This window comes from Falsiroseomonas sp. (assembly GCF_041690465.1).
Lineage (GTDB): Bacteria > Pseudomonadota > Alphaproteobacteria > Acetobacterales > Acetobacteraceae > Falsiroseomonas.
The window spans coordinates 1-22,454 of the sequence record NZ_JAWLHG010000038.1 but is presented as its reverse complement, the minus strand read 5'-3'; the positions used below and the strand labels follow the sequence as shown (position 1 = coordinate 22,454).

Annotated in this window: 22 protein-coding genes; 7 read left to right on the top strand and 15 right to left on the bottom strand. The window is 70.8% G+C overall.

Going from position 1 to position 22,454, the window contains the following annotated elements; genetic code table 11:
• Positions 1–627: 627 nt before the first annotated feature.
• The 3 genes from ACESM1_RS24405 to ACESM1_RS24395 form a co-directional block, all read right to left on the bottom strand.
• Entirely contained in the window at positions 628–810 is a 183-nt protein-coding gene (locus ACESM1_RS24405) for a CsbD family protein (RefSeq protein WP_372623833.1), read from the bottom strand.
• A 90-nt stretch (positions 811–900) separates the two neighbouring features.
• Positions 901–2,427 carry a hypothetical protein gene (locus tag ACESM1_RS24400; protein ID WP_372623832.1) on the bottom strand — a complete coding sequence of 509 codons (1,527 nt, stop codon included), beginning with the start codon at positions 2,425–2,427 and terminating at the stop codon, positions 901–903.
• A 95-nt stretch (positions 2,428–2,522) separates the two neighbouring features.
• Positions 2,523–3,221, bottom strand: a complete 699-nt coding sequence (locus ACESM1_RS24395) for a hypothetical protein (RefSeq protein WP_372623831.1) — start codon at positions 3,219–3,221, stop codon at positions 2,523–2,525.
• Between the two features lie 385 nt (positions 3,222–3,606).
• On the opposite strand from ACESM1_RS24395, the gene ACESM1_RS24390 reads away from it, so the two are divergent.
• From ACESM1_RS24390 to ACESM1_RS24375, 4 genes are all read left to right on the top strand, one after another.
• Positions 3,607–5,022: a sensor histidine kinase gene (locus tag ACESM1_RS24390; RefSeq protein WP_372623830.1), complete on the top strand. Its 1,416-nt coding sequence runs from the start codon at positions 3,607–3,609 to the stop codon at positions 5,020–5,022.
• Positions 5,019–6,419 (top strand): sigma-54-dependent transcriptional regulator, encoded by a 1,401-nt coding sequence (locus ACESM1_RS24385; protein ID WP_372623829.1) that lies wholly within the window; start codon positions 5,019–5,021, stop codon positions 6,417–6,419. Before ACESM1_RS24390 ends, ACESM1_RS24385 begins: the two co-directional genes overlap by 4 nt.
• A gap of 161 nt (positions 6,420–6,580) precedes the next feature.
• A complete protein-coding gene (locus ACESM1_RS24380; protein ID WP_372623828.1) occupies positions 6,581–7,147 on the top strand; it encodes a DUF421 domain-containing protein in 567 nt (188 codons plus the stop codon).
• 214 nt (positions 7,148–7,361) lie between these two features.
• Positions 7,362–9,074, top strand: a complete 1,713-nt coding sequence (locus ACESM1_RS24375) for an ATP-binding protein (RefSeq protein ID WP_372623827.1) — start codon at positions 7,362–7,364, stop codon at positions 9,072–9,074.
• Between the two features lie 181 nt (positions 9,075–9,255).
• On the opposite strand, the gene ACESM1_RS24370 is transcribed toward ACESM1_RS24375, so the two are convergent.
• Positions 9,256–9,582 (bottom strand): transposase, encoded by a 327-nt coding sequence (locus tag ACESM1_RS24370; RefSeq protein WP_372623826.1) that lies wholly within the window; start codon positions 9,580–9,582, stop codon positions 9,256–9,258.
• A gap of 219 nt (positions 9,583–9,801) precedes the next feature.
• Between ACESM1_RS24370 and ACESM1_RS24365 the strand changes: the two genes are divergently transcribed.
• Both ACESM1_RS24365 and ACESM1_RS24360 read left to right on the top strand, forming a co-directional pair.
• Positions 9,802–10,281 carry a DUF2147 domain-containing protein gene (locus ACESM1_RS24365; protein WP_372623825.1) on the top strand — a complete coding sequence of 160 codons (480 nt, stop codon included), beginning with the start codon at positions 9,802–9,804 and terminating at the stop codon, positions 10,279–10,281.
• 344 nt (positions 10,282–10,625) lie between these two features.
• A complete protein-coding gene (locus ACESM1_RS24360) occupies positions 10,626–11,975 on the top strand; it encodes a PRC-barrel domain-containing protein (RefSeq protein ID WP_372623824.1) in 1,350 nt (449 codons plus the stop codon).
• Between the two features lie 94 nt (positions 11,976–12,069).
• Here the strand turns inward: ACESM1_RS24360 and ACESM1_RS24355 are convergent, their stop codons facing one another.
• The 3 genes from ACESM1_RS24355 to ACESM1_RS24345 form a co-directional block, all read right to left on the bottom strand.
• Complete coding sequence (locus ACESM1_RS24355; RefSeq protein ID WP_372623823.1) at positions 12,070–12,567, bottom strand: hypothetical protein; 498 nt, start codon at positions 12,565–12,567, stop codon at positions 12,070–12,072.
• Between the two features lie 94 nt (positions 12,568–12,661).
• A complete protein-coding gene (locus tag ACESM1_RS24350; protein WP_372623822.1) occupies positions 12,662–13,255 on the bottom strand; it encodes a DUF2793 domain-containing protein in 594 nt (197 codons plus the stop codon).
• Positions 13,252–15,537 carry a phage tail protein gene (locus ACESM1_RS24345; RefSeq protein WP_372623821.1) on the bottom strand — a complete coding sequence of 762 codons (2,286 nt, stop codon included), beginning with the start codon at positions 15,535–15,537 and terminating at the stop codon, positions 13,252–13,254. The genes ACESM1_RS24350 and ACESM1_RS24345 overlap by 4 nt, the downstream gene beginning before the upstream one ends.
• Before the next feature lie 215 nt (positions 15,538–15,752).
• On the opposite strand from ACESM1_RS24345, the gene ACESM1_RS24340 reads away from it, so the two are divergent.
• Entirely contained in the window at positions 15,753–16,118 is a 366-nt protein-coding gene (locus ACESM1_RS24340; RefSeq protein ID WP_372623820.1) for a response regulator, read from the top strand.
• 29 nt (positions 16,119–16,147) lie between these two features.
• Here the strand turns inward: ACESM1_RS24340 and ACESM1_RS24335 are convergent, their stop codons facing one another.
• From ACESM1_RS24335 to ACESM1_RS24300, 8 genes are all read right to left on the bottom strand, one after another.
• On the bottom strand, positions 16,148–16,588 hold the full coding sequence (locus ACESM1_RS24335) for a hypothetical protein (RefSeq protein ID WP_372623819.1): 441 nt from the start codon (positions 16,586–16,588) through the stop codon (positions 16,148–16,150).
• Entirely contained in the window at positions 16,585–17,610 is a 1,026-nt protein-coding gene (locus ACESM1_RS24330; protein WP_372623818.1) for a DUF2163 domain-containing protein, read from the bottom strand. Before ACESM1_RS24330 ends, ACESM1_RS24335 begins: the two co-directional genes overlap by 4 nt.
• Position 17,611: 1 nt before the next feature.
• Entirely contained in the window at positions 17,612–18,637 is a 1,026-nt protein-coding gene (locus ACESM1_RS24325) for a hypothetical protein (protein ID WP_372623817.1), read from the bottom strand.
• A gap of 3 nt (positions 18,638–18,640) precedes the next feature.
• Positions 18,641–19,285, bottom strand: a complete 645-nt coding sequence (locus ACESM1_RS24320; protein WP_372623816.1) for a TIGR02217 family protein — start codon at positions 19,283–19,285, stop codon at positions 18,641–18,643.
• On the bottom strand, positions 19,282–19,791 hold the full coding sequence (locus tag ACESM1_RS24315) for a phage tail tape measure protein (RefSeq protein WP_372623815.1): 510 nt from the start codon (positions 19,789–19,791) through the stop codon (positions 19,282–19,284). Before ACESM1_RS24315 ends, ACESM1_RS24320 begins: the two co-directional genes overlap by 4 nt.
• Before the next feature lie 26 nt (positions 19,792–19,817).
• Entirely contained in the window at positions 19,818–21,485 is a 1,668-nt protein-coding gene (locus ACESM1_RS24310; RefSeq protein WP_372623814.1) for a tape measure protein, read from the bottom strand.
• Positions 21,475–21,660, bottom strand: coding sequence for a hypothetical protein (locus ACESM1_RS24305; RefSeq protein WP_372623813.1), 186 nt, complete (start codon positions 21,658–21,660; stop codon positions 21,475–21,477). Before ACESM1_RS24305 ends, ACESM1_RS24310 begins: the two co-directional genes overlap by 11 nt.
• Positions 21,661–21,812: 152 nt before the next feature.
• Complete coding sequence (locus tag ACESM1_RS24300; protein WP_372623812.1) at positions 21,813–22,190, bottom strand: hypothetical protein; 378 nt, start codon at positions 22,188–22,190, stop codon at positions 21,813–21,815.
• Positions 22,191–22,454: the final 264 nt, after the last annotated feature.

Below are 22,454 nucleotides of genomic sequence, written 5' to 3'. Positions count from 1 at the left end.
CCGTGACGTTGGCCCCGCCGCTCGCCGGCGCAGAGGCGGCCCCGGCGCCCGAGCCAGCGGACGGCGGTGATGCGGCGGTCGTCCCGGTCGTGGACGATGGTTGCGTCGCGCCTGCGGAAGGTGGCGGTGATGGCGTGGCAGTAGGCGGCGCCGCGGGAGCGGCCGTCGTCCGGTCAGGCGTGGACGATGGTTGCGTCGCACCCGCGGAGGGTGGCGGCGACGGCGTGGCAGCAGGCGGCGCCGCGGGAGTGGCCGTCGTTCGGTCCTCGGTATTCGCACCGGTGGTGGTCGTGTCGTCGCACGCCGCAACAGACAGGCCCACCAGGAGAAGAGCCGCCGCGGCAGCCTTATCGATTGTCCGTTTGGTCATAATGCCCTCACAATTTTGCGGACAGCGGTCGGCACGCCGAGCATTTCCGGTCGGCGGCCGGTCGCCATCCGGTTGCCTTCAGAAGATCAGCGCGAGCACGCCGATCACGACAAGCAGGCCGATCAGGAAGATGATCCCCGCCATTCCGCCGAAGACTTTCAGGATCGTGCCCATGCATCACCTCGCTCGAAGGTTGCGCCCGAAGGGTGGAGGAGAGCGGCCAGCGCACTCCGGCGTCGGGGCCTTGGCGGCCATTCTCAATCCAAAGCGTCGCGCGCCTTGTCCTTCGCCTTGCCCGCGGTGTTCTGAACCTTGCCCTCGGCCTTATCCATGCTGCCCTCGGCCTTCATCTTGTCGTCGCCGGTCAATTCGCCGACGCCCTTCTTGACCGAGCCCTTGGCTTCCTTGCCGGCGCCTTCAATGCGGTCCTTGTCCACCATTGGAGTTCTCCTTTCCTCGTTCGGTTCTCGCCGAAGCAGCGGCCATGCCGGAGCGGCGGGACGCCGCCCTGGCACAGCTCGCTTCTCGGGTCAGCCTTCGTCGTTGTCGCGGCGCTCGCGTTGCAGCAGGGTGCCGCTGCGTGCGTTCAGGCGCAGGTCGTACTCGCGGCCGTCCCGCCGCGCCTGAGCGGTGATGACGTCGCCGTCGCGCTCGATGTTGCCGACATCGGACCAGCCACGCTCCCGCAGAACGGTTCGGACCTGGTCCTCGTTCAGCCGACTCTGGTTCCGCACCTGCCCGGTCATGGCGTCCACGCGAAGACCCTCGACGCGCTCGCCATAGCGGCGTGCATCGGCGGTGTAGCGGCCGTCCTCACGCTCGAGATCCTCGATGTCGGAATAGCCCTGGGCCCGCAGCCGCTCGCGGATCCGCTCCTCGCCGAGCGGACGGGGACGCTGGAGATCCATGGCCTCGCCGCCGGGCATGCCGAGCGTGACACCGCCCTGGCTGCCCTGGCTGCCGCCGCCATAGCCCTGCGACCCCTGACGATCGCGCCAGAGCCGCTCGCCGCCATAGCCAGGCATGCTCTGCCGGCCCTCGGTGCCATACTGGCCGCCGCCCCAGCGCTGGTCGCCGCGGCTGTCGAAGTCGCGATCGGTGCCGGATTGCCCACCGTAGCCGCTCCGCTGGTCGCCCCAGCGGCCGCCCTGGCCCTGCTGGCCACCGTAGCCCTGCTGGCCGCCATACTGGCCGCCGCCCCAGCGCTGGTCGCCGCGGCTGTCGAAGTCGCGGTCGGCGCCAGATTGCCCGCCAAAGCCGCTCCGCTGGTCACTCCAGCGGCCGCCCTGGTCCTGCTGGCCGCCATACTGGCCACCGGAGCCCTGCCGGCCCTGGGTGCCATACTGGCCGCCCCAGCGGCTGCCCTGGCCCTGCTGGTCGCCATACTGACCGCCGTAGCCCTGCCGGCCTTGGGTGCCATACTGGCCGCCCCAGCGCTGCTCGCCGCGGCTGTCGGAGCCGCGATCGGCGCCGGATTGCCCGCCAAAGCCGCTCCGCTGGTCGCCCCAGCGGCTGCCCTGGCCCTGCTGGCCACCGTAGCCCTGCTGGCCGCCATACTGGCCGCCGCCCCAGCGCTGGTCGCCGCGGCTGTCGAAGTCGCGGTCGGCGCTGGATTGCCCGCCAAAGCCGCTCCGCTGGTCACTCCAGCGGCCGCCCTGGTCCTGCTGGCCGCCATACTGGCCACCGGAGCCCTGCCGGCCCTGGGTGCCATACTGGCCGCCGCCCCAGCGGCTGCCCTGGCCCTGCTGGTCGCCATACTGACCGCCGTAGCCCTGCCGGCCTTGGGTGCCATACTGGCCGCCGCCCCAGCGCTGCTCGCCGCGGCTGTCGAAGCCGCGATCGGCGCCGGACTGCCCGCCAAAGCCGCTCCGCTGGTCGCCCCAGCGGCTGCCCTGGTCCTGCTGGCCGCCATACTGGCCGCCGTAGCCCTGCTGGACGCCATACTGGCCACCACGGAACCCGTAATCCTGCTGCTGCGCGATAGCAGGCGCTGCGATCAGCGCCGTGCCGGCGAGAAGAGCGGTCGCCAGCGTCAGCTTGCTCCTGACGTTCCTCATCCCTGGTTCTCCTCGGTTGCTTAGAGACTGTTTTGGCCTGGCCGGCGAAGAAGCAGGCGCGCCGAGGCGCGCCTGCCGGTTGCCCGCCGTCAGGGTCAGTTGCTGGCCTGCTGCTGCGTCACCGTGCCGGTGCGGGCGTCGATGCGCAGGTTCAGCTCACGGTCACCCTGCTTGGCCTTGGCGGTGATTGTGTCGTCGTCGCGGCTGACACCGCTGATGTCGCTGTAGCCGCGGTCACGGAGCAGATTGCGCGCCTGATCCTCGGTCAGCCGCTTCTCGTCGCGGACCTGGCCGGTCCTGGCGTCGATGCGCAGATCCTCGACGGTTTCGCCGTAGCGCTTGGCCTCTTCGACCTTGAAGTTGTCGCCATCACGCTCCAGCCCCTCGATATCCGAATAGCCGCGAACGCGCAGCGCGGTGCGGATCTGCTCCTCGCTCATGGGGCCGGTCTGCTGCGCCTGACCCGAGGCGCTCCCCTGGCCCATGGTTGTGCCCGGCGTGCCGCCACCCTGGCCCATCGTCGAGCCAGCCGTGCCGCCGGTCTGACCCATGGTGGAGCCGGTCGCGCCGCCGCTCTGACCCATGCCGCCCTGCGTCGTGCGCGGCTGAGACATCGGGCCGGACTGGGTTGGGCCGGACTGCGCCTGGAGGCCGCCGCTCGCGCTGCCCGGCTGGGCGGGGTTCACCGCCTGGGCACCGGCGAAGCCGTGAGAGCCCAGGGCGAGCGCGGCAGCGACTGCGGTAGTCGAAAGAATGCTCTTCATGATGTATTCCTCTCCTGCTTTGATGTTCATCGGCGAGTATCGAGAACTTGCCACCGCGACGATATACTTCCAGAAGTCCGTGATTTCGTGATCCTAAGTCGGACCTGGATCTGATCGCAGTGCATTCCGCCGACTTTCTCCTAAACGACCTGTCTCCGAAGATGTTCCAAGCTATTACGCTACAGGATGGGCTGATTTATTGTTCAGATTACTTCATTTCTGTTCGGGTATTCGGACCTTGATGTTCAGATTTCCGAACATGCCCGCGGGCCGCATCCGTGAGAGAACCGGCTGAGCGACCACGCCGCCTTCCGAGCGTTGAGGAAGCCCACAGTGACGCTCGGTCCCCTGTCTTCCCGATGATTGCCCGCCGCCCATGACGCTCCAGCTCCCCCACGTGCCAGTCGCGCTTCGCGTGCCGCTGCTGGCCGGCACTGCCGTCTTCCTGTTCGTCGTTGCGACGAGCCAGGTGGCGCTGTGGGCGATGGGAACCCGCCTGGACCGGGAAGCCGCTCGCCTCGGGCGCGTCTACCTGGATGGCCTCTCGGCGGCGGTGCTGCCGGCGATCCGCGCCGGCGACGAAGCTGCTCTCGAAGCGGCCATGTCCCACGCGCTGGGCTTCCAGGAGGGCATACGGGAACGTCGAATTGTCATCGGCACGCCCACCGGTGAGCGGCTCTCCGTTGCGGGCATTGGGCCAGACCCTGATTGGCCGCCGCCCTTCGTCCGGGGTCTGCGCGGACATGTCTGGGAGTTCTCGCCGGACGGGGACAGCGTCTGGGCACAGCGCCCGCTCGTGGATGGCGATCGCGCCGGCGTGCTCGTCGCCGCGCATCTCGACATTTCGCCCATCGTTGAACGCCGGCAGCGGCTGGAACTCGCCCTCGTTGCCTTTGGCCTCGCGCTCGCCATCCTCGGTGGTGGCTTCTCGGCGCTTGCTGCGCGCCGGTCCCTTCAACCCGTGCTTGTGGTCACGGAGGCGCTGCGTCGCGCGGGCTCAGGTCACCTGGCTCCCATCGGCAGCGACGACATGCCGCCACCGGATACCGAGGCTGGCCGCCTCTCGGTCGCGTTCAACAAGATGACCGCCCACCTTGCAGAACGGGAGGACCTGGCCGGGCGGCTTGCGGACAGAGAACGCGCCGCGGTGCTCGGCCGGCTCGCCGCCACGGTGGCCCACGAGGTGCGCAACCCGCTGGCCGGCATGCTGACCGCACTCGAGACGGCGCGTGCCTTTGGCGACGACCGCAGCGAGCGCGAGGAGGCGCTGGAGGTGCTGGAACGCGGGCTTCAGCAAATCGAGAGGGTGGTCTCCTCCACCCTCGCAGTCCATCGTGATGGCGGCCCTCCGCGGCCCCTCGTTGCGGCCGACCTCGAGGATCTGCGCGTGCTCGTCGCACCGGCAGCCCGCCGGCGCGGTGTCGTTCTCGACTGGCGCGTCGCCCTGCCCGAGTTCTTCGGCGTGGATGCGCCACGGCTCCGCCAAGCGGTTCTCAACCTGCTGCTCAATGCCGTCGCCGCGTCGCCTCCTGGCGGTCGCATCGTCCTCCACGCCCAGGTGGAGGCCAATGGCGACCTGGAGATCACTGTCGAGGACAGCGGTGCGGGCCTGCCGCCATCGGCTCATGGCCGCCTTGGGCTGGCGGCAGGCAGTCCTTCGGGTGCCGAAGACGGGCGGCAGGGCCTTGGTCTCGAGGTTGTTGCGGACATCGCGCAGCGCCTTTCGGCGCGCATTACGGCCGAGGGTGGCGGACCAGGCGCGCGCGTCACGCTGCGCGTGCCACCGAACGACCAGGCGTTCGTGCCGCCATGCCGCGAGGTGGCCGCGTGAACACAGTGGCCGGCGCCTCAGTGGTGATGATCGAGGACGACCCGGTGCTGGGCCGGTCACTCGTGCAGCGTCTACGGCTCGCGGGTGTGACGACACACTGGGCGCGGACGGCCGCGGAGGGCGAGGTATTGCTGCGCCGGCACCGCCCGACGATGGTGCTCTGCGACATCTGCCTCCCGGATGGCAGCGGCGAGGCGCTGATCGCGCAGCTGATGCCTGAGCTCGGAGACGTGCCGGTGGTGGCCATGACCGCCTATGGCGGCATCGAGCAGGCCGTGCGGCTGATGCGTGCAGGCGTGGATGACTATCTGGCGAAGCCATTCCCCGTGCAGCAGCTGCTCGACAAGGTGGCCGCCTTCTCGGCCGGGGCGCTTGCGCCCGTCACGGAGGGCGAGGGCAGCGACGCGGGCTGGGGCTCGCCGCAGATGCAGAAGCTTCGCGATGCGCTGGAGCGGCTCGCTGCAGACGATAGCCCCGTGCTGCTGATCGGCGAGAGCGGCGCCGGCAAGGGCGTCGCACTGCGGCGGATGCACGGGCTCAGCCGCCGCTCGGCAGAGCCCTTCGTCGTGGTGGACTGTGCCTCGCTTCCGGCGGAGACGGCGGAGGCCGAAGCAGTCCTGCTGGGCCGCGACGGCGGCGCGGCGCCGCCGGAAGGCGAGCCGGGTCTCGCCGAGCGTGCGGGAGCGGGCACGCTGTTCCTCGACGAGGTCGCCGAGCTCGCCCTGCCGCTGCAGGCGCGGCTGCTGCGCCTCGTCGACGAGCGCCGGTTCCGCCGCGTCGGAGGCCGGGATGAGCGTCCCCTCCATGCCCGTCTGGTTGCCGCGACGAATGCTGACCTGGAGGCGAAAGTCGCGGCGGGCACGTTCCGGCAGGACCTCTGGTTTCGCCTTTCCGGCATGGTCCTGACGGTTCCGCCCCTGCGCGAGCGTCCCCAGGACATCGAGGCTCTCGCGCAGCACTTCCTGACATGCTTCTCCGCCGCGCGGGGCAAGGAGGGTGTCGCCTTTGCCGAGGATGCGGCCGCCCGGCTGACCGTGCATCCGTGGCCCGGCAACACCCGCGAGTTGCGCAATCGCATCCAGCGCGCCGTGCTGCTGGCGGGGTCGGCGCACATCGGCGTTGCCGATCTCTTCCCGGAGCACGCCGTAGAGCCGGCCGCGCGGAGTGGCGCCGAGTTGGCACGCGAAGCGGGTCATGCTGCCGAGGAGCGCGACGGCGCGGAAGACAACGAGGACCTGCACTCGCTTGCGGAGATCCGGAAGGCAGCGGAGCGAGAGCACATCCGACGCGTGCTGGAGCGCTGCGGGGGCCGCGTGGGCGATGCGGCGCGTGCGCTCGGCGTTTCCCGCACGACGCTGTGGGAAAGAATGCGCCGGCTTGAGGTGCCATCGCGCTGACACGCCGTTGCGGCCGCGGGCTATGCACGATGACCGACGGATCGGCCACATGAGTGGTGGTGGGAGGCGATGAAGGTCCAAGCCCGGTCGATGGCAATGCGCCATCACGGTCGCGGCCGAGCAGGAGAGCGAGGCAGTCGCACGCCACGGAGAGCAGATCGATGGAACAGCTACAGGAGGTGGCACAGTCGCTGCTCGGCGCCGGGCGGGAGGACCTTTCGCTCGGCCAGATGGCAGCTCGGGCCGTTCTCGTCTACCTCGCCGCGCTTGCCATGGTGCGCTGGGGCGAGAAGCGCTTCATGGGCAAGAACACCGCCTTCGATGTGATCCTCGGAGTCATCCTGGGCTCGGTGGTCAGCCGCGCCGTCAACAGCACGCCTGACATCCTGCCCACACTCGGCGCCGGTTTCGTGCTCGTCGCAATGCACTGGAGCTTTGCGAGCCTCGCCTTCCGCTCCGACCGGTTTGGCAACGTGGTGAAGGGCACGACCAGGGTGCTGGTGAAGGACGGGCAGATCGACTGGGACCAGATGCGGCGCTCCAACATGAGCCGCGATGATCTACTCGGTGCTTTGCGCTCTGAAGGTGTGCAGGAGCCAAAGGAAGTGGCGGAAGCGCGGCTGGAGCGCAGCGGCGATGTCAGCGTCGTGAAGGTGACGAGCGGACCACAGATCTTGGAGGCCACCCTCGAAGGCGGCACCCTGACGGTGCGGATCAAGATGGAATAGAGGGCAGGCGAAAAATGGGTGGCCCTCGGGCCTTGGCGCTTCCGGCATTTACGCGACGCAACCGGCCGGAGCCGCCGAGGCGATACCAAAAGGCGCTCCGACACTGAACCAGCCTACTCCAGGACCAGCAAGCGAAGCAGCTCGGGCACGGGTCCGTGGTGCACGTCTGCAGTCGCTCCGGAATGGCGGGTTCGGGCCACTTTGGCTCGCTTCGATGCTGGTCCCGCTCGCGGCATTCTGCGCAGCTGCCCTCGTTTCCTGGTACCAGGTGACCGGCCAGGCCGAGGCGCGCCTCGCGCGCACGGCGGAAATGCTGCAGGAGCATGCACTGCGAGCTTTCGAAGCGCAGAACGCGGCGCTGATCGCGGTCGCTGCGCTGATGCGAGACAGGGATTGGGACGGGATTCGCGCCTCGCACTCGCTCCGGTCCGTGCTGGCGGCCCTCGACCGTGCGGCGCCGGCCACCGCGGGCGTGGCGCTGATCGCCCCGAATGGGGAGCTTGCGCTGGCAAGCCGCGTGGAGGTGCCGGCGCCGCCGATCGACCTCTCGGAACGAGAGTACGTGGTCGCGCATCACGGGGGCGGCTCTGCGGCTCTCCTGGCCGGAAGTGGAACCTTCGTCGGCGAGATTTCCCCCGGCGCCGTGACGGGCCGCCCGGTTTTCCGGCTGAGCCGGCCCCATCTCAATCTGGACGGCCTCCCGGATGGTGGTGTGGTGAGCACTGCCTTCTTCCCAGCGTACTTCTCCGACTTCTGGCAGTCTGTCGTGGAGTCGGCGGACGATATGGTCTGGCTTGTCCGGCACGATGGTGCCGTCCTGGCACGCCAGCCCGAACACCCGGACCCCGTAGGCGTGCGCCTGGTGCCCGGCGACCTGCTCGAAGCCGTACGCGACGGCAGAGCGGCCCGGAGCCGCGTGCACCGACTGGAGCCAGAGCCCGGCCTCGGTGAGCGTCTGGTTGCGATCTACCAGCTCCGCGGATTCCCCGTTTCCGTGGCCTATGCGTTGGATCCGGGTATCCTGCGCAGGGATTGGCTCCGCCGGCTGCCCGCGCCGGCGCTCGGCGCAGCCGCCGCCGCCGCGCTGCTGCTGCTGCTGACTGGCCGAGCGCAGGCCGCGGCTGCGCGGGCACGGATCGAGGCCGACCGCCGCGGTGCGCTCGAGGCGCAACTTCGCCGCTCCGAGACCGGCGCGGCCGTCGGCCAGCTCGCAGCCGGCGTAGCGCACGACTTTGGCAATGTCGCACAGGCTGTGGCGAGTGGAGCCCGGCTGATCGAATGCCATTCCGGTGAGCCGGATCGGGTGCGCCAAGCGGCTGCGCTGATGGCCGGCGCGGCGGAGCGCGCCGCTCGCCTCTCCGCACGCATGCTGGGCTTCGCACGTCGCGGCGGAGGCGGGCCCGCGGGCGCCTTAATCAAGCCGTACGATCCGGGCGCCGCACTTGCAGAGGTGGCGGAACTGCTCGCGCAGACGCTCGGCGCCGGCACCCGGGTGCGCTTCGAGCATCGCCCTCCTCGGCCACCGCAGGTGATCGCCGATCGCGCAGAACTCGAATCCGCCATCATCAATCTTTGCGTAAACGCCCGGGACGCCATGCCCGCTGGCGGCAACATTCTCATCACCGCGACCGGCGATGCCGTGGCTGCTGGCGAAGCGCATGCGGCTGGGCTCGACCCCGGCGCGTACGCCCGCATCGATGTGCGCGACACCGGGACGGGAATGGATGAGGAAACGCTCGCTCGCGTCGGTGAGCCCTTCTTCACGACCAAGCCGCAGGGCCAAGGCACCGGGCTCGGCCTATCGATGGCTCGTGGTTTCGCTGTGCGTGCAGGCGGTGCACTCCGCATCGAAAGCGAGGTCGGGCAGGGCACGACCGTGTCAATCTGGCTGCCGGCCGCTCAGCAGGACGGCGGGAGTGCCCGCTAACAGCTGCGCAATGTCCAGCTCTCCTGGGGAGTGCCACAGCTCCAGCGCGAACGGACAGCCGGCCGTCAGTCCGACAGGATCTCCTGCTGAATGACTGCACCGCGCCAGGCGTGGCGCGCAGCGCAAGCTCTGGTGTGGGCGAGCACGCCTCTCGTGATAATGGGCCGTAGGATCTGAAGCGCTACGGCACCCTCCGCTTCGTCACCTGCACGGAGAGCACCGCCGCATGCTCTCCCAAATGCCCGCGGCGGCCCGGAAGGCGCGAAAGCAGCCGTGCACCGTTGGGCCAGGGTGGGAAGGCCGGAGCCGGCGGCAGGTGCCGCCATTGGCAGCCTGTGCGCACTACGTAGAACAGCCCGTCGAGCAAGCGCCGCATATCCGTGGTTCGCAGCCGACGGCCGGGCTTGGCGGGCGGGATGAAGGCCGCCAGCAAGCGGTATTGGTCATCGCTCAGCGCTTGGCCGGCCCCGAGATCCCCGGCCAGCGTGCGATCCTCGGGCGTCCACATGGCGACCTCCGAGCAGGAGAGCCCGCCGTCACCACAGCCGCCCAGCCGTAGTCAAGTCGGACAGCGCACTCTTCGAAGACGGGGACTGTTACGGCCCATGCTGGAAGTCAGAACCTGCCGAGCAATCTCGGCGTTCCGCGGTGACGGCATTGGGAGACAGTCGTGATGCCGATCTCGGATTGGCCCCGTTCCGGGCTGCATGGGACAAGGGAACCCATCTTGCGCCACCCGCTGCGGCAGCCCGGTCGCGCCGGCCTGCTGATGGTCGCGCTCATGTCCCTGCTTGTTCCACGCACCCTGGCCTGGGCGGCGGTTCCGGCCGGCGTGTGGCTCATCGACGGCAAGGCGGCCGTGCAGATCTATGACTGCAGCGGCCTGCTGTGCGGCCGGATCCTGTGGCAGCAGACCCCCCGCGACGCCCAGGGGCAGCTGAACCGCGATAGAAACAACCCCGATCCGGCGCTACGGCAGCGCCCGTTGTGCGGCCTGACCGTCCTTTGGGGGTTGCGCCCCGCCGGTCCCGACCGCTGGGAAGGCGGCTGGTTCTACAACCCGGACGACGGGGAGACATACAACGTCTCGGCGGAACTCAGGTCCGACGACCTGATCGTGGCGCGCATCTACTCGGGGATCCGGCTCTTCGGCGAGACCAAGACCCTGCGCCGGGTTCCGCACGGAACGTCGGAAGGATGGTGCTGAGCAAAGAAAGCGTACGGGCTGAGGCAGACGGCATTACCTACCGGCGCCGCTGATCTTAGCCCCGGCCTCCGCGTCAGCCGCCCGTCTGCCTGACTTTCAAAACGGGCAGTGAGACATGCCCGTTGCGGTTCGAGTAGGCGCGGGCGCGTTGCCGAACCGCACCTCAAAGCGGTCCAACGCGGCGTTCACCCCCGCGCACAGGATGCGGGCATCAGTTCCCTCGGCTTCGCCTAGGTACGGACACGGAATCCTCTGCCTCACCCCGCCTCTTAGATGGGACTGGTTCGGCACAGCACTGGGCGGGCAGCCTCTGGCTCGCCCTCATACCGGAGAGGACTGACAGCATGACACGAACTCCCAATCACCGTCCGCACGTCGCCGCGCACCGCCTGGGCGGCCGCGCCCTCCTGCTCGCCGGCGCTGCCGCGCTCGCGCTGAGCTTCGGGCATGCGGCGCTTGCGCAGCAGGGCCAGGCGCAACAGGGCCCGCAAGGCCAGGCACAGCAGCGCCAGCAGGGTCAGCAGACGCAACAGAGCCAACAGGGTCAGGCGCAGCAGGGCCAGCAGGCGCAGCAGGGCCAGCAGCAGGCGCAGCAGATGCGCACGGTCGAGCAGTCGATGCGCACGGCCGAGCAGCAGCTTTCGCGCGAGGGGCAGCAGCCGAACTTCCAGCAGGCGCGCACCGCCGTGCAGGCGGGCCGCGAGGCGCTGGGTCGTGTCCCGCAGCAGATGCAGCAGCAGGATGCCTATCGCACCGCGCAGCGCGAGCTGAACGAGGCGCAGCAGGCGCTGCAGCAGCAGCAGCCGAACCGCGAGCAGGTGGCCAGCTCGCTGCGTGAGGCGGCTGAGGCTTTCAGCGAGCTGCAGCGTGAGATGGGCGGCATGGCGGCTGCCGGCGGTGCGGCTGGTACGGGCGCGACGGGTGGCGCCCGGATCGCCGTACAGCAGCCCGCGCCGCAGGTGACGGTGCAGCAGCCACAGCCGCAGGTGACCGTCCGCCAGCCTGAGCCGCAGGTGCGTGTGCAGCAGGCCGAACCGCAGGTGCGCGTGCAGCAGGCCGAACCGCAGGTGCGCGTGCAGCAGGCCGAACCGCAGGTGCGCGTGCAGCAGGCCGAACCGCAGGTGCGCGTGCAGCGCGAGGGTCAGCCGCAGGTACAGATTCAGCGTGAGGGCCAGCCGCAGGTGACCGTCCAGCGCGAGGGCCAGGCGCAGGTGCAGGTCGAGCGCGAGCGCCAGGCGCAGGTGCAGCGTGAGCAGGCCCGTCCGGGCACCAGCGAGCAGCGCACCGGCGCGACCACCGCCGCCCCGCCGCCGGCGCAGTCCGGTGGCGCCCAGCCGCAGCGGACCGCCGCCACGCAGCAGACAGGGGTCGAACTGCAGTCGGTGCAGGAGCTGATCGGCAAGGACGTCTACGGCGCTGAGGGCCGCCAGGCCGGCGCGGTCGAGAACCTTCTGATCGACAGTGCCGGCCGCGTGCGCGCCGCCGTGATCGAGTGGGGCGGCTTCCTCGGTATCGGCCAGCGCCGCGCCATGGTGCCGATCGAGCGCATCCGCCTTGGGCAGACGAACGAGGACCGCGCGGTGCTCGAGATGACCCGCGAGGAGCTCGAGGCGCTGCCGCGCTACGACCGCGACAACATCGCGGAGTACAGCCGCGGGCGGGGCTGGGGAGAGGGCACGCGCCTCTATCGCTGACTGCACAGGGCGGCGGCTGCGGCCGCCGCCTGCACAGCCAGGCAAGGGCGGCGCCAGGAAACTGGCGCCGCCTTCTCCTGTACAGCCGGTCCGGTCATCCGATTACCAGCACGGAACGGGCGGCCGCGGAGCTGGCCGCTGGCGCGGCGCCTGCGCGGCGCATAACTGCCGAGGCCGCGGCGCCGTCGGGGGCGCGGCGTGTGATGATCGCGCTCGGCACGGCGCAGACGCTCTCCTGGGCATCGTCGTACTCCCTGCTGGCGACTCTCGCGTCGCCGATGGCGCGCGAGCTGGGCGTGCCAGTCTCCTGGGTGTTCGGCGCCTTCGCCGCGGCGTTGGTGCTCTCGGCGCTATTCGGCCCGCGGTCGGGCGGGCGCCCGCGGAAGAGCCGCACCACCTGATCGGAGGTGGCGCCGATTTCTCGCGCGGCGATCGAGAAGCGCTGGAAGGCGCCGACGCTCTCGGATAGGGCGACGCCGGTGGACAGCGCGCTGCAATACAGCGCCTCGCAGATCGCACCGGCCCGCTCCACCGAGCCTGTCGCGTTCTGCAGGCGGGACAGGCTCTGGGTGAGCGCATCGCCGGCCTCCACCGGCGCCCGAGCGGACAGCGTCCCCGACAGCAGCGGCGTGCCGTTCAGCGGCGTTCCGTTCAGGCGTGAGCAACGGACGGCGGTCCGGCCGCGACTACGGCTTCTCCATTCGCACCCTCAGTGTCCCACCGCCCAAGTCGACTGCGTCCGCCGTACCGTTTTGAAGCCGCACGCTGACCGTGTCCGCCGCCGACACCCACGCCGGCAGCGTGATGCCCTGCAGATCGAGTGAGAAGCTCGCGCGCGCGAAGTCGCCAAACGCAGCGCCGGGGACATCGACGGTGGTGGTGACGCCTTCGCCGGCGGCAAGGCGCGGTGGATCGTAGGTGATGCTCGCCTGCAGCAGCCGGGGCGCGACAAGCGTCCAGGCGCTGCCGCTCCAGCCCCACTGCGCTAGCTTCGCGGCATCGAACACCACCAGCCCAACGAAGGGCGCGTAGAACACCCAGGCGCCGCCGATCCGCTGCGTCAGCCGGTTCGCCTGTCCCGCCCAGACGCCGGTCGGGACGGCGCCGATGATCCAGCACTGCCCATCGGCCGGAGAGGCGGGCGGTGTGTTGAGCCCGATCTGCTGCACGACGGGCTGCACCAGCGCATCCAGCCGTTTCAGCCCGGCGGCGTGGGTGACTTCCTTCTGCGCCTGCTGGGTTAGGATGTAGGGCATCGCGAGACGAGGCGTGGTGCTCATTCGATGGCCTCCCTGGCCGCGCCGCGGCCGATGGTGTCACTGATCTGCTGCACGCGCACCCGCACCGAAACCTGCGGCGCGCCGAAGTCGGCGGCCTGCTCGGGGGCCGTGTAGGTGACGCTCGGGCTCGTGCTGCTGATGGTGCGCAGCGTCGCCGTGTTCGCGGCGTTACGGATGTCGACCTCGTAGCGCTCCGCTGCTTCGCCCAGCGGTACGTCGGTGCCGTCCGCCCAGGCCGAGGGAATGCGCGTGCGCCGGATCCAGGTGATGATGAGATCGCCTGCGTCGTCGCGGCTGCCGGCGACATGCACCGGGCTGAGCGGCGCCAGGCTGGCGGCCGTGTTGGCGAAGCCCGCGGCCGCGACTGCGGTCTCCTCCTGCCAGAGGCTCACCGCCTTGTAGCTGCGGCTCATTCCCCGCGGCCCCAGCCCGTCGCGGATCCGCTCCAGGCCCAGTGTGCCCGAGAGCAGCACGAAGCGCTCGCCTGGCCCGTGGGTCCCGATGCGGTCATCGGTGCCGAGCCGCCCACGCAGCAGGCCGGACAGCCGATAGGTGCCAGGAGCGATCAGCACCGCGTTGCGAAAGCCGATGACCTCGTCACCGACCAGCGCCGCGTTGCCGCCGGCCAGCACCTCCGCCTCGGGGATCGCATCGAGCTCGTCCTCCGGATTGAGCAGCAGCACATCCAGCGTGCTGGCCTCGTCGAAGTGGGCCCAGGGGCCCGAGGGAAGGATCGTCTGGCAGGTGCCGAGCGCCGCAGGCGCGTCGAGATAGGCGATCTCCTCGTAGCTGACGCCATCGCCCGAGCGCAGGATCGCCGCCGCCCGCCAGCCGGCCCCGCCGCCAGCCGCGACGTAGAACCCGGCATCATCGTCCTCGGCTCGGAGCATCGGCAGATCGAGCAGATGCAGCGTGCTCGGCACCACCCGCGGGATGTCCTGCACCGGCAGGCTTCCCGGTTCGGCGCTGGCGGTGCGCGGCAGCCAAGTGACGCCCTGCTCGATGGCAGCGGCGATCTCCACCAGGCCGGAGGGGGCGACGGTGGCGCGGGTGATGTTCAGCCGCCGCAGCCGGCCGGCCAAGACCACTTCCAGGCTCTCGCCCGGCTGCAGCGTGGCAAAGGCCGGCGGCAGGGTGAGGGTCTCGACGGTGTTTCGGGCCGCCCAGAGGTCACGATGCGCCTGCTCCGCCCGTGCCTTGGCCTCGGCGGCCTCGAGCACGACGGCAATGTCGTAGGCTGCCTTCGCCAGGCCGGAGCCGTCCTGGCGGGTGCTGCGCACGGTGCCGGGCTGGTAGTCCCGCGCCGGGTCCATGTGGGTCAGCGTCAGCTCGCGCGGCAGGCCGTTCTCCTCGGCGCGGGCCATGGTCCAGCGATCGGCATCGGCGTCGCCCTCGGCACGGGCGCCGAACGCCTCGGCCTCCATGCCGCCGAGGGCTGCGACGCCCCTGGGCTTGACCGCTACCCCGCCGGGCACGGCGCAGCCGACGAGGGAGTAGGCGAGCATCAGCTCCTCGATGGCGGCGCGAGCGCTGGTGGGACGAGCCACGGCATAGCCGGCCAGCGGCCGAGCGGCGGAGGCGGCATCGGTGGTAGCGACGCCGGCACGGCTGGCCAGAGCATGCAAGGTGCGGGCGAGGTCCGCCCCTCCGGTTTCGATCTCGGCGGTGATCTGGGGGATGCGGTTGGCGAAGTCGGCGAGCTGCAGGCCCTCGAAGACCAGGTAGCAGAGGCCGCGATAGGCCGGGCAGTTCGCCGCCCCGACATCGGCCGCGATCAGCGCGTCCGCCGCCTGGCTCTCCGTCCCGGTGTAGATCCGGATGTCGGAGGCCAGCGTCTGCGGCGGGCTAGCAGTGGCATCGTAGAACAGCTTCCCGTCGGCCCAGATGCGGCGGATGCCGGCGACCGGTCCCTCGCAGAAGGCGACGGCGAAGTTGGCGCTATAGCTGTAGGTGGTGCTGGTCTGTCGCCGGCCGCCGCCCTTGCCGCCGCTGCGCTTGCTCGTGGCGGTCTCGATCAGCGGCATGGCCCAGATGATGTTGCCGCCCATGCGGATGCGCTGGCCGTAGGCGAGCGGGATGGCGGCACCGTAGGTGGAGGTGGTGACGGTGAGGTCAGCCAGGCGCGGCCCCTCGATCCGCTGCCCGCCACCGCTGCCGAACAGCGCGTTGTCGATCGCGGAGCCGGCAAGCGCGCCGAGGCCGCGGCCGATGGCGGCGCCGAACGGCCCGCCGATGGCGCCGCCGACGATGCTGCCGACGACCGAGAGGGTAAGCGTGGCCATGGTTCAACGCCCGTCTCGAGGTAAACTGCCGAGCGCCGCACAGGAGTGTTGCCGCGCACCCAACTCACAACATCCCGTGATGCGCAACTGCAAAGCAGGTCGAAGCGGCATGCCTAACAAACTGGTGGCTGACCGCGGTCTTTGCCTCGCATCAGGTTGGATGGCACGAACATCCCAGAAGCGCCCTGACATCTAGTGTCGAGGAAGCCCACGTCATGGACGTCATGGTTGTCGATGACGAAGCGCTTATTCGCGAGCTGATGGTCGATGAGTTGGCCGAAGTGGGAGTAGTAGTCACCGAGGCAGCAAGCGCCGAGGCAGCATTACAAGATATCGCCCAAGAGGGACTCCCGCCCTCCGTAGTCGTAACGGACGTCAATCTTGGCCCTGGCATGGACGGCGTCGAACTCGCGGCGGAAGTGCGACGCCGCTGGCCGAACGTCTGGCTTATCATCGTTACCGGAGATATTCGAAATCTCGAGCGGCTTGCTCCTGGCTCGTGCGACGGAACGTATGTGAAGCCGTTCAACCCGCGGCGGCTTGCATTTGACGTTCAGAACTTTCTTGGGCGTGGAGCATAGCGCGGGTGCGACAATCTGAGGTCGGCGGTCTACAGACCCGGCAGGCGGTAGATCAGCGGCCCGGCCGCGTCCTGCACAATGCGGTCACGCCATTCGGCGGTGAGGCCGTGCTCGACGACGCGGCGGATGCCGGCCCAGGCGTGGATTATGCCCCAGCCCTCCGGGAGGGTGCTGACGATGGCGAGGTGCTGCGGCTGCGCGGCCCAGCGCATGAGAAGCACGGCGCCGGGTTCCAGATCCGGGATGCGGCGGCACTGACCTTCGACGCAGGCGCGCAGGCTGACGCCGTCCGGCAGGCGGGCATAGCCGGGCGGGTGGTCCTGCACCAGCAGACCCAGCGCCTCCGCCACGCAGACCACCAGCCCGCCGCAATCCACGCCGACGCCACGCAGCCGGGCCTGGTGCCGCCAGGGCGTGCCGAGCCAGCGCCGCGCCTCGGCGACGACGTCGGCTCCGGTGACCGGGTTCATCGTGCGTCGGGATAGCGGAAGGCGGCGTCGGTGCCGGGGACGTGCGGGAAGCCGCGGAAGTTGGCGACGTTGGCGAAGCGATCGCGGCAGGTGGTCAGGCGCTTGTCGCAGCCGGCAGTGATCGAGATCGTGTCGCCCACTACCAGCGCCGCCGCGAAGGGCTCCCACAGCTCGATCCGGCCGTCCGCGCCATGGCTGCGCACCTCGCGCCGGGCGCCGGCGTTCGGGCCGGACGTGACCGTCACCCGCCCGTAGTCGGCCCAGCCGGCCGGTTCGGTGAAGGCCGCGGCGACGAAGGCGGTGTCGGACAGCACCGCCGTGATCGTCGCCGTGCGGGTCCAGGCGGCCGCTGCTACGCTGCAGGCCGGCGAGAACAGGTCCACGCGGCATTCCGGCGTGTAGAGGTCGAGCACCGGCCGATCGAGCAGGGCCGAGGGCAGCAGCAGTTCCGCCTCGAAGCGGGTCTGCCCCGCCGTGACCCGGCCGATGCGCCCGGCCAGCACCACCTCCGCCCCGCGGCTGGGGGTGCCCCAGTCCACCCGCAGCACCGTCACCTCGGCATCGTCATAGAGCCCGTTCAGCAGGTCCTCCGCCGTGATCTCGGGTGCTGCCAGCAAGCCCGCCACTTCCATCTGCCCCGCCGCCAGGCTGCGCGAGGCCTCGGCTGCGGTGGCATCGAACGGTGCGGCAGCGGTCCAGGTCTGCCCGCCCCAGGTGACGTCGGCGTCCAGGCTGGCAAAGAGCCCCTCGGTGCCGTCGCGGCGGCGGATGCGCCAGAGCAGGCAGACCTGCGACACCTCCTCCGCCTGCAGGCTGTCCGAGATCAGCACCTCCAGCACCGCCTGGGTGAGATAGACCGGCGCGCCGTCCTCGGTCAGCGCCTCGAGGACGAATTGGGTGGCCAGGATCGGATCCGAGCCGGCGTCCAGCGCCTCCAGCACGAGATGCGTGACCTGGATTGCGCCCTCGCCAGCATCGACCAGGCTCTCCAGCACCTGCTGGGTGACGCGGATGGTGGTCACCTCAGAGGATCCGCTCGATGCCGACGCCAAGTGCGTTCACCGCCGAGGGCGTCCAGGCCGCGCCGGTGGCGGGGTCGGTCGGGAACAGGGCGGAGAAGTAGCGGTAGGTCACGTCCGGCGCATCGTCCGGCCCTTGCGCCACCGTCGCACTCGACTGGAGGAAGCATCGGGTCTCGGCCGGCACCGCATCCTGCTTGCGCACGCGATAGCTCAGCCGCACGCCGGAGACGGTGGCGACCGACGCCGGCAGGTCCTCCAGCCCATAGCGGTCCACCGGCCCGGCGGCGACCGCCGAGACGTAGCCCGTGTCATCATCGGCGGCGGCATCGGCGACCCGGGCCGCGTTCGAGCCAACCGGGGTCGCGGTCCACTCCGCCTGCAGGTCGGCATTGGGCAGGAGGGTGCGCACGCGGCGCTGGCCGAGGAAGTCGTTGTTGGCCGTCCCGGAGCCGTCGCAGATGTAGAGGTCGTCGAGGCGAAAGCGCAGGCCGCTGCCGCCATTCTCGATCGCCCGCACCGCATCCACCACGTCCGCCGCGGCCAGCTTGGTCTGCACCCCGGTCAGCGCGGCGACGATCTGGCCGTTACGCCGCAGCGTGATCGCGCCATTGGTGGTGTGGTCGAGCACGGCCTTGAGCTCGTAGTGCAGCCAGGTGCCGGCGGGTTCGACATCGGTGCCGGTCCACAGCACGGTGGCGGTATCGCGGCGCAGCTGCAGCTGGCCCGAGCCGTTGGTGCCCAGCGTCAGGTTCACCCGGGCCTGGTTGCTGGCCCAGAGCTGGATCGGCAGCTGGTTGCCGTTCGGCGCGGCGACGAAGAACACCCCGGCGCCGACGATCAGGGTATTGCCGCTCGGGACCACGTTGAAGCGCGCATTCTGGCTGTTCCAGAACTCCAGGCAGCCGCGGCCGGTGCGTGGGGTGGTGGTGACGATGGCCGGCGTGGTGGTCGAGGCATAGTTGGCCTGCTGCAGCATCTGGGTGGCGGTGGCGTATTTGTCGAAGCCCTCGAAGAACAGCAGCGCCATGGGTCAGATCCTGATCTCGATGAGGTCGATGTCGCGCACCGCGACGGCCCGCCAGGTCTCGTAGGTGCCGGCGAGCGCGTCGGTGTCGAAGCGCACCGGCACGTCGAACTCGAAGCCGGCGCGGATGGTGAAGAGGGGGTGCGGCAGCATCGGCCCGGTGAAGCTCAGCAGGCCGGTGGTGGCGTCGACCGACCACGGGTAGAGCCAGCCGGGCGCGATCTGCTCGGTGCCCTCGACCGACACCCGCACGCTGCCGGCGACCGGCTTGCGGATGGTGCGGGTCCAGCCGCCGCCGGCGTCGGCATAGAGTTTCGCCAGTTGATGCGGCCCCGGCCCGGTGCCGAGGACCTGGTCCATGGCCGTGACCGGCACGTCCGGGGAGGCAGCCGAGGAGAAGTCCTGCCAGTCCTTGAACCGAAAACCGTGCAGGCGGCCGCGCCGGGCCTGGAAGAAGCGCAGCACCTGGTGGAAGTCGGCCAGGCGCTTGATGCCGGTGGCGACGTTCCAGCGGTGGCGGGCATGGACCCAGTTCTGGTTGCGCTGCTCGGCGCCGGTGGACAGCGCCGCGATGGTGGTGGACCAGACCGGCCCGCCGGTGGCGCCATAGGCGATGCTGTCCGGGAAGCGCACCTCGTGGAAGGGGATCATCTGAGGCGGGCTCCACGGCGGACCGCATCGCCGATGGCAGCGGCGACCTGCGCGCGCGAGCGCCGGAAACCCTCGGCATCGGGGCTGGTGATGTTCACGGTGACGGAGACCGCGCCGCCGCCATTGGCCTCCACCCCGAGGCGGCCGTCGCGGGTGCGGCGCAGCGGCATGATCGCCTCCGGCCCGGCCTCGCCCATCAGCCCGCCCCCGCGGGCGAAGGGGAACAGGACGGGGCGGTCCACGACACCACCGCGGGCGAAGGGCACAACGCCCATGCGGTCGAGCACGGCGCCGTCTGCTGCCTTGAGGCCGCCGCCCCCGGAGAAGGCGCTGGACAGCGCCTTGACGAGGTCGAAGGAGCCGCCGCTGCTCCCGCCACCACCACCGCCGAGGAACCCGCTGAACAGGTTCGCCAGCGGCTCGGTGACGGTGCGGCGCAGCACCATGCGGGAGAGATCGGTGACCAGGCCCTGGATGACGTTGCGCAGCCGCTCGCCACGGAGCACCGCATCCTCGAAGGCGGAGGAGAAAGTCAGGCCGAGCTCGCGGCATCGGAGCCGCGCTGGGTCACCTCGCCGAGGCGCTTGCCGGAGGCTTCCAGCTCCTCGAGCGCGCGCGCCGCCTCGCGGCGGATGGTCTCCTCCGGCACCGGCTGGCCGGCCCGCTCGGCGCGCTCCACCAGCCGGCCGAGGGTCTCCATCCGGCGGGCGTAGCGCTCATAGGCGTCCTCATTCTGCTGGATCAGCCGCTCGCGCTCGCGCAGCACCTCGTTCAGCTCACGCTCGGCGTCGCGCCCCTCGCGCCCCGCCGCGGTGACCCGGCGGGTGGTGCCCTCCAGCCGGCGCAGCGCCTCGTCCCGCTCCTGGGTGGCCAGCGCTTCCAGGCGCCCGCGCTCGGCGGCGGTGACGCCGCCGGCGGCCTCCGCCTCGCGCAGCCGGCGCAGGCGCTCCTGGTATTCGCGCTCAATCCGGAAGCGGTCGTCGAGGTCGTTGGTGAGATCGAGCACGTCCTGCGCCGCGCGGCGCCGGCGGGCGTCGGCGGCCTGCTGGCCGGCGCGCTCCGCCTCCTCGATCCGGCGCGCCGTCGCAGCGCGCTCGGCGGCGTCCACCTCGGCGAGCAGGGCGAAATACTGCCCTCGCAGCTCCTCCAGCCGCTGCGCCGGATCCACCCCGGCCTGCTGCTGCGCCGCCCCGACAAGGCCGGGGCGGATGCTGCCGCGCCGTGGCTGGGCGCGCAGACTGGGACGGCCGTCATTCTCCGCCTCCAGCCGGCCGATCTGATCGCCCAGCGCCTGCAGCTGCCGGCGCTGCTCAGTGAGGCGCTCGGTGTCGGTGAGCAGGCCGGCGCCCTGGCGCACCCCGTCCACCGCCCGGGCGGCGCCGGACAGCGCCCGGGCCAGCGTGTTGGACAAGCCGATGGCGCGATCGAGCTGGCCGAGGAAGCCCTCGGTCGCCGCCGTCAGCTGCCCGAAGGCGCGGCCGAGCGACAGCGGCGCCTTGTCGAGCTCGGCGCCGACCCGCTCGGCCGCACGCAGCAGGGCAGGGAACACCCGCTCCGCCGTGAGCTTGCCCTCGGAGCCGAGCTGGCGCAGCTGGCCGATCGAGACGCCGAGCTCGCGCGCCAGCCCCTCGGCCAGCAGCGGCATGGCTTCCAAGATGGAGCGCAGCTCGTCGCCCTGCAGCACGCCGGAGGCGAGCGCCTGGGCGAGCTGCAGCGTGGCGCTGCCGATCTCGGCATTGGAGGCGCCGGAGACGATCGCGACCCGCTGCAGGCCGGCAACAAGGCGCACCACCTGATCCGAGGTGGCGCCGATCGCGCGCGCGGCGATGCTGAACCGCTGGAAGGCGTCGACGCTCTCGGAGACGGCGTCGCCGGTCGACAGCGCGCTGCGATACAGCGCCTCGTAGACCGCCCCGGCGCGCTCCACCGAGCCGGTTGCGGTCTGGAGCCGGAACAGGCTCTGGGTCAGCGCGTCGCCAGCCTGGACCAGGGCGCGGGCGGCGACGGCCACGCCGGCGATCTGCGCACCGCGCACCGCGACGTCCATCAGCGACAGCGCGCGGGAGGCCTTGTCAGCGCCGTCCTGGATGCGCTCCAGGCTGCGCTGTCCCGTCTCGCCGACCTCGCGCAGCTCGGCCTTGACCCGGGCGGCGTCGTCCAGCGACAGGCGCACCGAGACGCGGCGGGTGTTATCCGCCATGGGCGACACCTCCGGCGTCCGGGGTGGGAGAAGCACGCGCTGCCAGGCCCTCGGCGAGGCCGAGGCGCAGCGCGGTCAGCAGTTCGGCGGTGGCCCAGCCGGCGGCACCCAGCTCGCGCGCCATGGCCAGAGCGCCCACGAGGTCGAGATCAGCGCCGATGCCGGTGGTCGTCACGCAGGCGGTGCCGGCGCTCCACACGGCTGCGCCCTCGACAGTGCAGGGCGCGTGCGCCGCGTAGGGGCAGGCGTCGGCGCAATCGCGGCCGAGCGCGTCGCAGCCGCGACAGTATTCGGGCCCGCGGCCGAAGTGCCAGGCAGCGCGCGCCCTTACCCGTTTCCCTCCGCGGCCACCGCGGCCACCGGTGCCGTGGCGCGGTCCCAGAACCCAGCGGCGATATCGTCGAAGTCCATGAGGCGCTCAACCGCCTCGGGCGAGAGCGGAAGCGGCGCACCGGCGGCATTGCCGACGCCCTCCCACGCGGTGACCGCGTGCCGGGCGAGCGCCTTGACCAGGAACGCGAAGGCGAGGCCGCGCGACATGTCGGAATCCAGGTCCGGGTCGGCGGCACGGACGGCGCCCAACCGACGCGACGCGTCGGCCTGCGCGGCCGCCATGACGGCGGTGGTTACGGGGCGGATCTCAACGCGCACGCCGCGCGGCAGGTCGAGCCAATACGGCTCGGCCGGAAGGTCGAGGGTGAGCATGCGGTTCTCCGTTCAGTGGGCTTCGGGTGATCCCGTGAGAGTGCGGGATGCGCGCGTGGGGCGTTGCGCTCAGCCTCAGCAGCGGAGCTCACGCGATAAGCTGGCGCGCCGAAATGGAAGACCCCGCGCCGAGTTCTACCGAGGCAATCTAGTCTGAAGGCGGTTGCCCAGCCGTGAGGCTTCACGGCTTCGTCGCCGCTGTTCGACAGACGCTCGGGCCGCAGACAAAGCCTCCCGGGATGGATAAGTCTGCCCGATCAGCCG